The sequence below is a fragment of the Microbacterium panaciterrae genome (assembly GCF_039541635.1).
In the GTDB taxonomy this organism is placed as follows: domain Bacteria; phylum Actinomycetota; class Actinomycetes; order Actinomycetales; family Microbacteriaceae; genus Microbacterium; species Microbacterium panaciterrae.
In genome coordinates, this window is record NZ_BAABGP010000005.1 from 168,198 (window position 1) to 183,463 (window position 15,266).

The 15,266-nt window shown below is 68.4% G+C and carries 12 protein-coding genes; 9 read left to right on the top strand and 3 right to left on the bottom strand.

Annotation, left to right across the window (positions count from 1 at the left end; all coding sequences use genetic code 11):
• Window positions 1-10: 10 nt before the first annotated feature.
• On the bottom strand, window positions 11-1,321 hold the full coding sequence (locus ABD882_RS04340; RefSeq protein WP_345184718.1) for a hypothetical protein: 1,311 nt from the start codon (window positions 1,319-1,321) through the stop codon (window positions 11-13).
• A 115-nt stretch (window positions 1,322-1,436) separates the two neighbouring features.
• On the opposite strand from ABD882_RS04340, the gene ABD882_RS04345 reads away from it, so the two are divergent.
• Both ABD882_RS04345 and ABD882_RS04350 read left to right on the top strand, forming a co-directional pair.
• Window positions 1,437-1,814 carry a metalloregulator ArsR/SmtB family transcription factor gene (locus tag ABD882_RS04345; RefSeq protein WP_345184720.1) on the top strand — a complete coding sequence of 126 codons (378 nt, stop codon included), beginning with the start codon at window positions 1,437-1,439 and terminating at the stop codon, window positions 1,812-1,814.
• Window positions 1,811-2,533, top strand: coding sequence for a DUF2071 domain-containing protein (locus tag ABD882_RS04350; RefSeq protein WP_345184723.1), 723 nt, complete (start codon window positions 1,811-1,813; stop codon window positions 2,531-2,533). The genes ABD882_RS04345 and ABD882_RS04350 overlap by 4 nt, the downstream gene beginning before the upstream one ends.
• 12 nt (window positions 2,534-2,545) lie before the next feature.
• On the opposite strand, the gene ABD882_RS04355 is transcribed toward ABD882_RS04350, so the two are convergent.
• On the bottom strand, window positions 2,546-3,457 hold the full coding sequence (locus ABD882_RS04355) for an alpha/beta hydrolase (protein WP_345184725.1): 912 nt from the start codon (window positions 3,455-3,457) through the stop codon (window positions 2,546-2,548).
• 69 nt (window positions 3,458-3,526) lie between these two features.
• Window positions 3,527-5,974: a LamG-like jellyroll fold domain-containing protein gene (locus ABD882_RS04360; RefSeq protein WP_345184727.1), complete on the bottom strand. Its 2,448-nt coding sequence runs from the start codon at window positions 5,972-5,974 to the stop codon at window positions 3,527-3,529.
• A gap of 210 nt (window positions 5,975-6,184) precedes the next feature.
• Between ABD882_RS04360 and ABD882_RS04365 the strand changes: the two genes are divergently transcribed.
• From ABD882_RS04365 to ABD882_RS04395, 7 genes are all read left to right on the top strand, one after another.
• Window positions 6,185-7,243 (top strand): LacI family DNA-binding transcriptional regulator, encoded by a 1,059-nt coding sequence (locus ABD882_RS04365; protein ID WP_345184729.1) that lies wholly within the window; start codon window positions 6,185-6,187, stop codon window positions 7,241-7,243.
• A gap of 148 nt (window positions 7,244-7,391) precedes the next feature.
• A complete protein-coding gene (locus ABD882_RS04370; protein ID WP_345184731.1) occupies window positions 7,392-8,399 on the top strand; it encodes a LacI family DNA-binding transcriptional regulator in 1,008 nt (335 codons plus the stop codon).
• A 77-nt stretch (window positions 8,400-8,476) separates the two neighbouring features.
• Window positions 8,477-9,730, top strand: a complete 1,254-nt coding sequence (locus tag ABD882_RS04375; RefSeq protein ID WP_345184733.1) for a sugar ABC transporter substrate-binding protein — start codon at window positions 8,477-8,479, stop codon at window positions 9,728-9,730.
• Window positions 9,731-9,756: 26 nt separating this feature from the next.
• Complete coding sequence (locus tag ABD882_RS04380) at window positions 9,757-10,731, top strand: carbohydrate ABC transporter permease (RefSeq protein ID WP_345184735.1); 975 nt, start codon at window positions 9,757-9,759, stop codon at window positions 10,729-10,731.
• Complete coding sequence (locus ABD882_RS04385) at window positions 10,728-11,546, top strand: carbohydrate ABC transporter permease (protein ID WP_345184737.1); 819 nt, start codon at window positions 10,728-10,730, stop codon at window positions 11,544-11,546. The genes ABD882_RS04380 and ABD882_RS04385 overlap by 4 nt, the downstream gene beginning before the upstream one ends.
• 1 nt (window position 11,547) lies before the next feature.
• Entirely contained in the window at window positions 11,548-13,314 is a 1,767-nt protein-coding gene (locus ABD882_RS04390; protein WP_345184740.1) for an amylo-alpha-1,6-glucosidase, read from the top strand.
• Window positions 13,311-15,254: a glycoside hydrolase family 127 protein gene (locus ABD882_RS04395; RefSeq protein ID WP_425563325.1), complete on the top strand. Its 1,944-nt coding sequence runs from the start codon at window positions 13,311-13,313 to the stop codon at window positions 15,252-15,254. Before ABD882_RS04390 ends, ABD882_RS04395 begins: the two co-directional genes overlap by 4 nt.
• Window positions 15,255-15,266 lie beyond the last annotated feature (12 nt).

Genomic DNA, 15,266 nt, shown 5'->3' on the forward strand with positions numbered 1-15,266 from the left:
TGTTCGTGGATTACTTCTTGTTCTTGCCCGGAGGCTGGGTCGTCGGCAGAGGAGCGGATCCGGCGGCCGCCGGGTCGAGGCTGACCCGGTAGATCCTGGACTCGGACGTTCCGATGTAGGCGTCGGATCCGTTCACCGCGAGCGAGTAGGAGCCGACCGGGTTCTGGATCGTCGTGGTCCCGTGCGCGAACGGCTCACCGAGCGGGTTGGTGACCGTGGCGCGTGTCTGCCAGGTCGCACCGTCCGTGGTGGACGAGACGTACGACGTGGTCCCGGACGAGTTCTGGCTCAGTGCGTACAGCACGCCGCCGTCCTGGTAGAGATCGACGACCCGACCCGGCATCGGGACGTAGGCCGGCGAGTACTTCCCGGAGGGACGCGCGTTCTGTGCCTGCACCCAGACGCCGTAGCCGGAGCCGCTGAGCGCGAACCGGGATCCCGCCTGGATGATGTTCCCGTTGAAGACCGCTGTCTTCGCCGAGTCGAAGCGGGTGCCGCCGAGCACTCCGGGGACGTCCTGGCCGGTGAAGCTCACCCCGCCGCCCTGCGCGAACGTGCTCCAGCTGCCGGCTCTCCAGGTGTCGACGGGCTGGACGATGCCGCTGTCGAGGGTCGCCTGCGCATAGAGCGTGTCGCCGGCGACGGTGAGCTGGTAGTAGCGGTCGTAACCGATCGCGGCGCTGCCCGAGTCGCGCCATTTCTCGATCGTCCAGGTCGCTCCGCCGTCTGTGGACTTCTTGATCACGGCGAGTTCGTTCGCGGCGCCGTACTTGGCCTTGTCCGGATTGAGGCTCTGCCCGGACAGGAAGAGCGTGCTGCCGATCTTGGCGATGTCGAAGACGTGCTCGAACGGCGCGCCGAACACGTACCGCCACGAGCCGGACGCGTTCGTGGCATAGCCGACGTTCGCATCCCACGCGAGCTTCGGGTCGATGTCGGGCGCGTAGAGTGCGCCGTCGAGGATCCGGAAGTGGTCGACGGCTTCGCCGTTGAGCGTGAACTGGTCTGTCGCCGTCCCCGTGCCCAGGGCGTAGGACATGATCTCGGTCGGACCGGTGTTGAGGCCGTAATCGCCGTATCCCGCATACAGTTGGTCGCCGACGATCGCGAGGTCACTGATCGGCATCTTCGGGCGGATCGTGTTGTCATGGGCCGGTGCGTCGGTGGCGAACAGCACCGGAGCCGCGCTGTCAGCGTGGGCGGCCGACGGTGCGAGGAGAGCTCCGCAGGCGATAAGGACCAGCGCGGGCAGGCCGACGGTCTTGAAGGCCGACGTCCGGGACATGCCGGCTGTGGGGGTGCGCTTCGATGCGCTTCTCATATGGATTCCTTCGTCGATGTCCCCAGGCCGATATTCCAGGATGAGGCTACTGGATTCTCCGACGGCGTCTGTCAGGTATCCCTTTGCTATTTAGCTCCGGTGCTATAGTGCAATCATGAACGAAGCCGAGAACAGCGCGTTCGAAGCCCTCGCGCACCCGACCAGGCGGCAGATCCTGCAGGATCTGAAGGACGGCGAGCAGGCAGCGGGCGAGATCGCCGCGCGCTTCGCAGTGAGCGGCCCGACGATCTCCCGGCATCTGCGGATCCTGCGCGGCGCCGGTCTCGTGGTCGAGCGGCGGGACGCGAACCGGATTCTGTACTCCCTCGCCGGCGACCGGCTCGCGCTGTCGATCGGCGACTTCCTCTCCACGGTCTGCCCGGAGCAGATCGTGCTGAGGGAGGTGCGGCGCAGGCGCCCGTCCGAGGCAGATGTCGGTCTCGACGCGGACGCGGACGCGGCCGCCGATGCCGGATCTGGGGTGCGGTCGTGAGCGTCGTCCCCGGGGTGAGGGCGCATCTTCGTCGCCGGCTGCTCGTCAGCTATCGGCTCGATCCCGACGTCGCGCGGGGGCTCCTGCCCGCCCCGCTGCGTCCGCAGCTTGTCAACGGGCAGGCGCTCGCGGGCTTCTGCGTGCTCGGGCTGGACGGGATCCGCCCGCGGTGGATGTCCGCGGAAGTGGGGCTCCGTTCCGAGAACGCCGCGCACCGGGTCGCTGTGGAGTGGGATGAGGACGGCGCCGTCCGCACCGGGGTGTACATCCTCGAACGGCACAGTTCGGCCTGGCATCCCGTGCTCTTCGGCGGACGGCTGTTCCCCGGCGTGCATCGGCACGCGCGGTTCACGATCGGCGAGCGCGACGGCCGGTACGCGATGACGATGGACGCCGGCGGCGAGCATCTCGATGCCGACGTCGAGGTCGGCGGCCCCTGGACGAGCGCGTTCTTCGACACGGTCGAGGAGGCGTCCGAGTTCTACCGGTCCGGCCGGATCGGCTGGTCGCGGGCGCACGACGGAGTCACGCTCGAATCGGTCGCGCTCGCCGCGGAGGGCTGGGCCGTGCAGGCCGCGCGGATCCGCAGCGTGCACTCGTCGTTCTTCGACGCGCTCCCGCCCGGGGCCGCCCAGCTCGACCACGTGGTGGTGATGCGCGATCTGGACATCACGATGGAGGCGCCGGTCGCGCCTCAGAGCGTGGCCGTCGCCGTCTGAGGCGCGCTGGTCTCAGTCCCGCAGACGCTCCGCGATCCACTCGTCGATGTCGTCCAGTGCGGCGCGCGCCATCGGCGCGTCGTGGCCGGTGAAGGCGTGCGGGGCGGCCGGGTAGACGCGCAGATCGACGTCGACACGGGCTGCGACGAGGTGGGCCGCCAGAGCGAGGTTGTCGGCGAGCAGGACGTCGTCGGCGCCCACGACCAACAGAATCGGCGGCAGTCCGCGGACGTCAGCGTAGATCGGCGAGATGTCAGGGTGGGTGCGATCCGGTGCCGCGCCCGCATAGGCGCCAAGGAAGTACTCGTCGGCGATGAGTCGCCCTGCCGGTGTCCGGCAGCTGAGGTCGTACGTGCCGCACTGCAGCACCGCGCCGCGGAAGGCGGCGATCCCTCGATCGCGAAGCCGCACCAGCGTGGTCATCGCGAGCGTCGACCCGGCGGAGAAGCCGGAGATGACGAGTCGTTCGGTGCCGAACCGATCCGACGCGCTCTCGACCAGCCACAGAGCCGCCGCCTCGACATCGTCCGGTGCGGCGGGCCACGGATCCTCCGGCGCGAGCCGGTAGTCGACGCTCACGACTGTGGCGTCGTGAGCGTCGGCGAGCGCTCTGTTGCGCAGATCGTCCCGGCTGCCGGCGCCGAGGAAGAATCCGCCGCCGTGAAGGTCCAGGATCACGCCTTGGGACGGAGTCGACGTCGGGGTCTGGATCCGAACCGGCACGGCTCGCCCGTTCCCGCTCACGATCTCATACTGCGCCGGGGGATCCGAGGGGATCAGCGCAGGTGCCGCGGCACGGGCCTCGGCGAGCTCCTGCGCGCCGGCCGGGCCGCTCCGATTCCCGCGCTGCGCGTAGAACGCGCGCGTCTCATCGGCGAGCGGCAGCAGGCGGCTGTCGATGATCGAGTCCAGGGACAGCCGCATCGGATCACCCTAGCCGCGCCATCGGACACCCGGGCGGCGTGGCCCTCGCCGCGTCGCCCGGGTGAGCCTTCAGCGCTCGGCGGGAGTGAGCGTCCAGAAGTGATCCGCCGTTGCCGCGTCGGTGGCGACGGTGCTCGTCGCGCCTGGGGCTCCGACCACGAGGACGCCGTTGCGCGCGTGGCCGGACGAGTCGATGATCGTGGTGCCGTCCGCCTCGTCGAACGCGTAGTGCAGCACGTCGCCATCGCCCGCTTGACCCGTCGCCAGCGCCGTCACCTCGGCCGGGCTCAGCGCACGGTCGTAGATGTTGAGGTCGTCGACCTTGGCATCGAGCGCGGGATCGTTGTACTGCGACTTGCCGATCCAGTTGTTCGGAGTGTCTCCGAGCGCCGCGGGATGCGCGGTCATGCCGGTGTTGGTCCCGACGACCTGACCGTTCACGGACAATGTCCCTGTCGTGCCGGAGAGCGTCACTGTGACGAGCGACCACTTGCCGACGGGGAGCACGCTGGGGGCGTTGATCTGCTGTTCCGCGTTCGGCCCGCCCGTGGTGATCGCGAAGCGCAGACCGTTACCCGAGTTCACAGTGAGGAACATGTTCGTCCCCGGACCGTTGCCGAAGTCGAACACGCGCGACCAGGTGGTGTTCGAGGACGGGTTCACCCACGCCGACACGGTGTAGTCCCCGGTCAGACCGCTGACTGCTCCCGATGGCAGCGCGACGTAGGACGCCGTGTGGCAGAAGTCCAGAGCGGATCCGATCCTTCCGATTGCCCGCGGGCCGTCGACCGCACAGGTGGGCGCACCGTCCGTCCACTGGACGACGGACGAGCCCGCCGTTGCGCTCATGGCGGCGACGGCGAGCACGAGCCCGCTTCCCGCGTTCGCAAGCTTGACGCGACCGCTCCCGTCCGGGATCACCTGCCAGAGTTGATCATCAGTTCCGGTGTCGGCCTCGATGACCGCCTTCGCTCCGGCCGTTTTCGACGCCCCCTGCACGCCCAGCACGTCGCCGTTCGCCGCGTTCACGACCTTGTAGAGGCCAGAGCCGCTGTCTTCGAGCTTCCAGATCTGGTCGGCCTGTCCGCTCGACGCGACCTGCTCCACGCCTCCACCGGACGCGGCGGTGCCGAGCACGAGGCCGCTGTTGCCGTTCGAGATCGTGTAGTCGCCGTTCAGCTTCGTGGTCGGACCGGAATGGGTGACCACGATGTGGTAGCCGTACGCGGCGTTCATCGCGATCGGCACGGTGATCGAGCCGTCTGCGCCCACGTGGTACTGCGTGTCCGAGATCGTGATCGGCTTCGTGGTGGCCGTCGTGCGGCCGTACGACGGGGTGTACTCGACCTTCACTCCGACGGCGTTGCCGAGCTTCAGCGCGTTCAGCCCGTCGATGCGCACGGCGGTGGCGCCCTGGCCGCCGCCCGCGATGACGTCGAGCTCCTTCTTGTCGGCGGTGACGGACGCGGCGCCGTCCAGGCCCGAGGCAGAAGGCGGCGTGGTCGTCACCATGTCGCCGCTCATCTGGGCGTACCAGGTGTAGAGCCAGTACGAGCCGTTGGGCGATCCTCCGGTGTCCGTGAGGGTGTCGCCGAGGGTGCCGTAGTGGTTCCAGAAGGCGAGCTCCGCGTCCTGTACGCCGTAGCGCTCGAACTTGGCGATGTAGCCGACCAGTGGACCGGGGATGCCGATCTCGGACGGTGTCGCGTACTCCTCGATCGCGATCGGGCGCGGCGTGATGCCCAGGCTCTTCTCGATTCCGACCACGGTGGCGATGTCCGCCTGGATGTGTGAGGAGCTCTCCAGTTCGTGCCAGGCGATGATGTCGGGGACGGTGCCGGTGGCGACCGCGTTCGTCAGGAACGCCTTCATGCCGCTGATGTTGTCGGAGTAGCTCGGCCCCTGGATCGGCGTCGTCGCGTCGAGCGATCGGACCTCGCGGTAGGTGCGGGTCCAGGCGTCCTCGAACGATCCGGCCTTGGCTGTGTCCCAGGTCCAGTCGGGCTCGTTCCACAGAGCGTAGGCGGCGATGTTCTTCGCGCCGGAGGCCTGCACCGCCTTCACCTGGGTGTCGACGGCGCCCAGCCAGTCGTTCCAGCCGACCCAGCGGTAGGGGAAGTCCGGATACCAGTCGGACATGCGCACGACGACCTTCGCGCCGGCCTTGGCGGCCTCCGAGGCGACCACGAGGGCATCCCCGGCCGGGGCGGGCTCTCCGTTGGGCAGCTGATGCCCTCCCGGCGCCATCTGCACGAAGGTGTTCGGCTTGAGCGCCTGGACGAGGTCATCCGAGGGCACGGTGGCGCTGGCGAGCCCATAGAGGGACCCTGTGGCGACATGAGTGACGGGCCGGAACGCCTGGTCGGCGTGCACCTCGAGGGTGGCCGAGCTGCCGGGAAGGGCTTCTGCGGGGGCGGAACCGAGCGTCGCGAAGGATGCTCCCAGCGCGACAGCGGCGAGCGTGGCCGTGACCGTGGTCGGTGACCACCGTCGGCCGGGACGGGGATGAGTTGTCATCTTCAGTTCTCCATTGATCGATCGATGAGGCAGGATGTTCGAACCGGTTCGATGTCGTGAATGCGGTACTGGCTGCCGAATTCAGAGGGGATACCGGACGAGCGCCTGTGGCAGCACGGTAACAGTCCGAAATTCACGGGTCAAGGAAAATGGCGAACCGGTTCGACGACCAATCCGCGGAGATCGTCGGGACTCGCCCTCCCCGGGCCGATGGTCGCCGCATGCGAGAATCGAGAACGACGGGCGAAGGAGGCGCAGATGGCCACGATCGGCGATGTCGCCAGGGCTGCGGGGGTCTCGCGGAGCACCGTCTCGTACGTGCTCTCCGGCAAGCGCGTGATCTCGGCCGAGACGAAGGAGCGCATCGAGGCGGCGATCGAGCTGCTGGGGTTCACGCCGAACGCGGGTGCCCGGGCCCTCGCGACATCGCGTACGAACGTCCTCGGCCTGTATCTGCAGTTCCAGGAGGATGAGTTCGCGCCGGCGATGCTGCAGTACATCCTCCCGGTCTCCACCACCTCTCGGGCGGAGGGATACGACCTGCTGATGGTGACGGATCCCGATCTCGCGGGTGCCATCCGGCGCACGACCTCCTCGCACATGGTGGACGGCGTGGTGCTGCTCGATGTGACCTACCACGACGCCCGCCTGGAGCCGCTGCGGCAGGCGCAGCAGCCTGCGGTGCTCATCGGATATGCCCAGGATTCCGCGGGTTTCGACTCGTTCGACCTCGACTTCGGGGAAGCGGCGCGGATGGCCGTCGACCACCTGGCCGAGCGGGGGCACCGCGAGATCGTGCTGCTCACGCCGCCCGATCACGTGGCGACGCGCGGTGGCTCGTACGTCTGGCGTTTCCGTGACGCCGCGATCGAACGGGCGGCGCGCCACGGCATCCGGCTGAGCGCGCATCCCGGGGCTTCTCGCCATCCGGAGATCGCCGAGTCCCTCGACCGCGCCCTCGATGCGCTCCCGGGGGCCACCGCGCTCATCGTCCACAACGACGCGACGGTCGCCGCCCTGCCACGACTGCTGGACGAACGAGGGATCCGGGTGCCGCAGGATCTCTCCGTCGTCGGCGTCTTCTCGCAGGGTTTCGGGCAGGCGTTCTCGCTGCCGTACACCGCGGTCGAATCCCTTCCCGACCGCCTGGGTGAGCTCGCCGTGGCGCAGCTCGTACGCCGGATCGCGGATCCCTCGTCCGCCGGTGCACCGGTCGTGCGCCTGATCGAGCCGGGATTCTTCGACCGCGGCAGCACCCGCGCCGTCTGATCCGCCCCTCGGGCGGGTTTTCGCGGCGAAGTCCGCGCTCAGACTCCGCATGATCGCGCTGATTTTGGATTGGCGAACCGATTCGACTTGATTTTCGTGCGGACGGGGGTTACATTCATCGAACCGGTTCGAGGAAGAAGGAGGCAGCGTGGCCGTCACGATCATGGACGTCGCCCGTCGCGCGGGCGTCTCCCGCAGCACCGTCTCCTACGCGATCTCCGGCAAACGGACCATCTCGGCGGCGACCCGGGAGCGCATCGACGAGGCCATCGCGACCCTGGGCTTCACCGCGAACGCCGGCGCCCGTGCCCTCGCCACCTCGCAGACGATGGTGATCGGCCTTCTGACGCAGTTCCATCAGGACGAGTTCGCACCCGCGATGCTGCAGTACGTCCTCCCCGTCTCCGACACCGCCCGAGAGCTCGGATACGACATCCTGCTCGTCACGGAGACGGATGCCACCGCGGCGCTGCGCCGCGTCACCAGGACGGGCATGGTCGACGGCGTCGTGCTGCTCGACGTCGTGCACGAGGATCCGCGGCTGGACACCCTGCGGGCGGCGGAGCAGCCCGGCGCCCTGGTGGGTCTGCCCAAGCGCACCGAGGGGCTCGACGTCTTCGATCTCGACTTCGGCGAGTCGGCGCGGATGATCATCGACCACCTGTACGGACTGGGACATCGCGAGATCATCGTGGTGTCGCCGCCGATGCACGTCTTCGAGCGCGGTGGCGCATACGGCTGGCGCTTCCGCGACGCGGCCCTCGAACGAGGCGCCCGCTACGGGCTGCAGATCCACCCGTACTTCGGCGAGAGCCGCCAGCCGCAGATCGGACAGAGCATCAACGCGATCCTCGATGCCCGCCCGGCGGCGACCGCGCTGATCGTGCACAACGACGCGACGATCGCCGCACTCCCGGCGATCCTCGCGGCTCGCGGCACGCGCGTGCCGACGGATCTGTCCGTCGTGAGTCTCTACGCAAAAGACTTCGGTCGAGCCTTCTCGCTGCCCTACACGGCGGTGGAGAGCTCGCCCGATCAGCTGGGCCAGCAAGCGGTCCGGCAACTGGTGCGACGCATCGCCGACCCGGAGCTCGCCGGAGCACCGGTCACGCGATTCATCGCACCGGAACTGACGAACCGCGGAAGCACACGATGACCCGACTCGAGATGAACACCCTGCGACCGCTTCCCGGTCCCACCCCCATCACCGCACGCCATTCAAGGAGGAATACTGTGATCGCTTCTCAGCGCATTCGAATCGTCGGAGCCGCGGTTCTTGCGGCTGCCACCATCGGCGGGCTCGCCGCCTGCTCCAGCAGCCCGAGCTCGAGCCAGACCGGCAGCGCCGGCGGCACCTACACGTTCTGGGATCCCTACCCCCAGTTCGACGCCAGCGCCGACTGGACCAAGCTGGTCGAACAGTGCGGCAAGGACGCGGGCGTCACTGTCACGCGCACCGGGTACGACACCAGCGCGCTGACCAACAAGGCGCTTCTCGCAGGACAGCAGGGCAGCTCGCCCGATCTGCTCCTCGTCGACAACCCGGTGGTCTCGACCCTCGCCGACGCGGGAATCCTGACCACGACCGACGAGAACAAGCTCGACGTCTCGGCGATCCAGAAGAACATCATCGGCGCCGGTCAGATCAACGGGAAGACCTACGGCGTCCCGATCGGCGCGAACACGCTGGCGCTGTACTACAACAAGAAGGTGCTCGCAGCAGCAGGCGTCGACATCGCCACGGTCAAGGACTGGGCGACGCTCACCGACGCGCTCGCGAAGGTCACCGCGGCCGGGAAGAAGGGCATCACCTTCTCCGCGATCGGGACCGAGGAAGGCAGCTTCCAGTTCCTGCCCTGGTTCTGGGGATCCGGCGCGAACCTCACGCAGCTGGACTCCGCGAAGGCGCAGCAGGCTCTGAGCCTCTGGACCGACTGGGTGAAGAAGGGCTACGCGCCGCAGTCCGTCATCAACAACACTCAGACCACGAGCTGGCAGGAGTTCGCCACCGGCGACTACGCGTTCGGTGAGAACGGCACCTGGCAGCTGGGCAATGTGAAGAAGGCGGGGATCGACTACGGGATCCTGAACATCCCGGGGATCGACGGGGGCTCGGCGCCCGCCCCGACCGGCGGCGAGTTCATGACCATCCCGGTGCAGAAGGACACGGCCCGCTACGCCACGTCGAAGAAGATCGCCGAGTGCCTGACGAGCACGAAGAGCTTCGTGACCACCGACAACACGCTCTCCTACATCGCCCCGACCGCCGAGGCTCAGAAGGAGCAGGTCGCGGCCAACGCCGAACTGCAGCCGTGGGTCGACGCCGTCGCAGCGGCGAAGGGCCGCACCAGCGACAACCTCGGCATCAAGTACCCGAAGATCTCGCAGCAGCTGTGGACCGCGGTGCAGACCGCGCTGTCCGGCTCGCAGACCCCCGAGGCGGCGCTCAAGGCCGCGCAGACCGCTGCCGCAGCGGCCACGAAGTAACCGCGCACACAGGAGAGGCAGATCCGATGACGACAATCCAGAAAGTTCCGAACGGGTCTGCCCGACCGGAAGGCGGGGCGGCGTCGACCGCCGCCCCGCTGCGGCGCCGTCCCGCGCGGCGTCGCAGCGGCCAATGGGCCGCCTGGGCGTTCCTCGCCCCGGTGGTCATCTACCTGGTCGTCTTCTACGCGTTCCCGCTCTACCGCAACATCGAGCTCAGCGTGCGCGACTACACCGTCCGCTCGTTCGTGATGGGCGATGCCCCGTTCGTCGGACTGGACAACTACCTCAAGGTCATCCAGAACCCGACGTTCGCCCCCGCACTCATCCACACGGCGCTGTTCACGGTGGCCTCCATCGTCTTCCAGTTCACGATCGGCATGGCTCTTGCGGTCTTCTTCCACCAGAACTTCCGGCTCTCGGCGACGCTGCGGGCCCTGTTCCTGGTGCCCTGGCTGCTGCCCCTGATCGTCTCGGCCTCGACCTGGTCGTGGATGCTGAACAGCGAGTCGGGCGTGGTCAACGCGCTGCTGCATGCCGTCGGCGCTGCGCCGGTCAACTGGCTGACCTCGCCGGACTGGGCGCTCACCAGCGTGATCATCGCCAATATCTGGATCGGGATCCCGTTCAACCTCGTGATCCTGTACTCGGGCCTGCAGAACGTGTCTGCCGATCTGTACGAGGCGGCATCGCTCGACGGCGCGAACGCCTGGCAGAAGTTCTGGAGGATCACGTTCCCGCTGCTCCGGCCGGTGTCGGCGATCACGATCCTGCTCGGCCTGATCTACACCCTGAAGGTGTTCGACATCATCTGGATCATGACCCGAGGCGGTCCGGGGACCGCCTCGACCACGCTGTCGACCTGGTCCTATCAGCTCGGCTTCGCCTCGACCCTGCCGGACTTCAGCCCGGCCGCCGCGGTGGGCAACATCCTCATCGTGATCGCGCTGATCTTCGGCCTGGTCTACATCCGCACGCAGCGAAAGCAGGACATCGCATGAACGGCCGGCGCCCCTGGTGGAAGACCGTCCTCGGGCTCGTGCTCACCGCACTGATGCTCTTCCCGGTGTACTGGATGATCAACGTCTCGCTCACCCCGACGAGCCTGATGCGCAAGAGCCCGCCCGACCTCTTCCCCTTCCACGCCACGTTCGAGGGCTATCAGGCGGTGCTCGACGATCAGCTGCCCAACCTCGGCACGAGCCTGATCGTGGGCCTCGGCACGGTGATCCTCACCGTCGCCATCGCTGCACCCGCGGCGTATTCGCTGGCGAAGCTGCGACCGCGGGGCAGGGGCGTGCTCGATTTCGTGCTGCTCATCGCCCAGATGATCCCGGGAATCATCATGGCGATGGGGTTCTACGCGATCTATCTGAACCTCGGGCTCCTGAACAGCATCGGCGGGCTGATCATCGCCGACTCGACCCTGGCCGTGCCGTTCGGCGTGCTGATCTTCTCGGCGTTCATGTCCGGGATCCCGGATGAGCTGATGAGCGCGGCCAAGATCGACGGAGCGGGTGCCTGGAGGACGTTCCGCAGCATCGTGCTCCCCATCAGCCGCAACTCGATCGTCACTGTGTCGTTGTTCGCGTTCCTCTGGGCGTGGTCGGACTTCATCTTCGCCTCGACGCTCAACGCCGGCGGCCCGCTGCAGACGGTCACGCTGGGCATCTACAAGTACATCGGCAACAACAACCAGGAGTGGAACGCGATCATGGCCACGGCCGTCGTGGCGTCGATCCCCGCCGCCGTGCTGCTCGTGATCGCCCAGAAGTACGTCGCGGCGGGCGTCACCGCCGGTGCGGTGAAGGACTGAGATGAGCGAGCACACTCGTGGCTTCGCCTTCGACATCGACGAGATCCCGTTCTCACGCCGCGGCTCCTGGCTCGACCTCTCACGCGTCGTGGGACTGCACACCCGCGCCACGCACGTTCACCTCGTCTCGCATCAGACCGGGATGCATCCCGTCCTGGAGCTGGAGCCGAGTGGTCCGGGTCGCTCGGCCGACCCGGACGATGCCCGAGTCGTCGCGACGCCGGCGGTCCTCGCGTGGGAGAGCGCGGCCGGAACGGTCCGCGCCGCGTTCGACGGCACCAGCGCGATCCGCTTCTCCGGCGACGGTCTGGGGATGCGGTTCTCCGCCGGCAGCGGATTGACCCCGTTCACCGGTGGATTCCTCTTCTCGGATCCGGGGGACGGCGGGATCGTGCTCACCCGCTACGAGACGGGCCGGCGCTATCGGTTCACGGTGCTCTCGGGCACGGCGCGCATCGTCGGAGACGGCGAGGTCGGCGAGCGCGAGCGCGCCGTCGTGTTCGACCCGGGAGGACGCTGGGAAGTCGTCGTCGAGGAGTTCGAGACCGCGCGGGAGCCGTACCGCGCCGACCGTTCATTCGACGAGGTCGTGCGCGCCTCCGCGGCGGAATTCACCGCGTACGCCGCGGCGCTGACGCCCTGGCGTGGTGAGGGTGACAGCGATGGCGACGCAGCCGTGAAGGCGGCATACGTGCTGTGGTCGGCGACCGTGCGTCCGGCCGGCTTCCTCGGCCGCGAGGCGATTCTGATGTCCAAGCACTGGATGGACAAGGTGTGGAGCTGGGACCACTGCTTCAACGCGCTGGCGCTCGCCGAGGCGGATCCTGTCGCCGCTCTGGATCAGTTCCTGGTGCCGTTCGATCACCAGGATCCGGCGGGTGCCCTGCCGGACTCGGTGGCTCATTCGGAGCTGCTCTACAACTTCGTCAAGCCACCCATCCACGGCTGGGCGTTCGCGCGGCTCGAGGCGAGGCTCTCCCGGCCGCTGCACGCGGATGAGCTGTCCGAGGTGTACGCGCGGCTCGCTGCCTGGACGCGATTCTGGCTTGATCATCGCCGTGTGCCCGGGCATGCATTGCCGTACTACCAGCACGGCAACGACAGCGGTTGGGACAATTCCACGACGTTCGACGAGGCCCGCGTCATCGAGTCCCCGGATCTCGCGGCCTTCCTGATCCTTCAGCTCGACGAACTGGTGGCGCTCGCCGAGCGGCTCGGCGCCGATGCGGCTGCCGACGTCGGCGAATGGGTCGGCGCCAGGGCCGAGATCGAGGCCGCGCTGTGGCGTGAACTCTGGACGGGCGACCGGTTCGTCGCCCGCTCGGCGTGGACGGGCAACGCGAGCGGCTCCTCCAGCCTCTTGAACACCCTTCCGATCATCCTGGGCGAGCGTCTTCCCGCGGAAATCGCGGATGCTCTCGCAGCGACGATCGCGGAGCATCTCACGCTGTGGGGCCTGGCCACGGAGCCGGTGACCTCTCCTCTGTACGAGGCGGACGGCTATTGGCGCGGGCCCATCTGGGCGCCCTCGACGGTTCTCATTGAGGATGGTCTGCGCCGGGCCGGGCACGTCGCCCTCGCCGATCGGGTGAGCCGCGCCTTCCGGCGGGCCTGCGAGGCGTCCGGCTTCGCGGAGAACTTCGATGCGACCACCGGCGCGGGGCTGCGCGACCGCGCTTACACCTGGACCGCGAGCGCGTACCTCACGCTCCTCCCCGCGGCGCACGCCCGTGACGCCGCCTCCGCCACCGTCCCCGGAGAACGATGACCGACATGCCTTCCCCCCACGCCGCACCGACCGGGCTCAGGATCGGGGGGCCCGTGGTGCCGTCGCGGTCCCTGCTGCGTCCGTTGAGTCACGCCGAGGTCAGGATCGTGGGCGGGTTCTGGGGCGAACGTCAAGACCTCAACGGCTCCACCATCATCGATCACTGTCTGACGTGGATGGAGCGGATCGGCTGGATCGGGAACTTCGACCGGGCTGTGCAGGGCACGGTGGCGGAGGATCACGCGGGCGTCGAGTTCGTCGACTCCGAGGTGTACAAGCTCCTCGAGGCGATGGCCTGGGAGATCGGCCGATCCGGCGAGGCCGGTCTGGAGGAGCGATATCGGTCGATCGTGCGGCGGGTCGCGGCCGCGCAGGATGCGGACGGCTACCTGCACACGTCGTTCGGCCGCGCGGGTCAGCGCGAGCGCTACTCCGACATGGAGTGGGGCCATGAGCTGTACTGCTTCGGTCATCTGATGCAGGCGGCGGTCGCGCGGATCCGGACGGGGCACGACGACCTGCTCGTCGATGTCGCCCGTCGGCTGGCAGACCATGTGCACCGCGAGTTCGGACCGGACGGTCGCGACGCGATCTGCGGGCACCCGGAGATCGAGACGGCGCTGATCGAGCTCGGGCGGGCCCTGGGCGAGGACCGCTACGTCGATCTCGCCGAGCTTTTCCTGGAACGGCGCGGACGGCGGACCCTGCGGACCACGCTCTTCCTGAGCAGCGAATACTTCCTCGACGATGAGCCGATGCGCGAGGCGGAGATCCTGCGCGGCCATGCGGTGCGAGCGGTGTACTTCGCCTCCGGCGCGGTCGATCTGGCGGTGGAACGAGGGGATGCCGAGCTGCTCGCCGCGGTTCGGGCGCAGTGGGCGGGCACGGTCGGACGGCGCATGTACGTGACCGGCGGGATCGGCGCGCACCACCAGAACGAAGAGTTCGGTGAGGACTACGAGCTTCCCGATGACCGGGCCTACGCGGAGACCTGCGCCGCGATCGGATCCGTGATGCTCAACTGGCGGCTGCTGCTGCAGACTGGCGCGGCGGAGTACGCGGATCTGATCGAACGCACTCTTCTCAACGCGGTGCTGGTGTCTCCGCGTGCCGACGGCCGGGCGTTCTACTACTCGAACACGCTGCATCAGCGGGTGCTCGGCAGCGAGCCGGAGGAGGACGAGCTCAGCGAGCGGGCCGAGGCGAGCCTGCGCGCGCCCTGGTTCGAGGTCTCCTGCTGTCCGACCAACGTCGCGAGGACCCTGGCGAGCGTCGCCGGCTACTTCGCGACCGCAGATCACGACGGCGTCCAGATCCACCAGTACGCGGACCTCGACATCGACACGCACACCGGCTCCGGGATCCCCGTCTCCTTGCAGCTGCGCACCGGGTACCCGTTCGACGGTGGCGCCTCGCTGACGGTGCTCAGCGCGGGGGAGTTCACCCTGCGTCTGCGTGCACCCGGATGGGCGAAGGCGTGCGCGGCGACGATCGACGGCGTGCGGATTCTGGTGGTCGACGGGTACTTCACGCTGGCCCGCCGATTCGAAGCAGGCGACCTCATCCGACTGGAGTTCGAGATCGGCGCACGGGTCATCGCAGCGCATCCGCGGGTCGACGCGGCACGAGGAGCCGTCGCGCTCGAACGTGGCCCACTGGTGCTGGCGCTCGAATCCGTCGACCTGCCGCCGGAGGTCGCCCTCGACGACGTGCGCCTCGATCTCCGATTCGCGCCCGAGGTCACCGCGGACGGGGCTCGGGTGCATCTCCGGATCGAGCCGGCTGCGGACGCGGCCGGGTTGTGGCCGTACCGTCCGCAGCGCATGGACACGGTCGCGGACCCAGCCCCGCGGCTCGTGGAGGCCGAGGTGCACCCGTACTTCGCCTGGGCGAATCGCGGGCCCAGCCTCATGCGCGTGTGGATCCCGACGGCCGGCTGAGGGGAGTCTGGG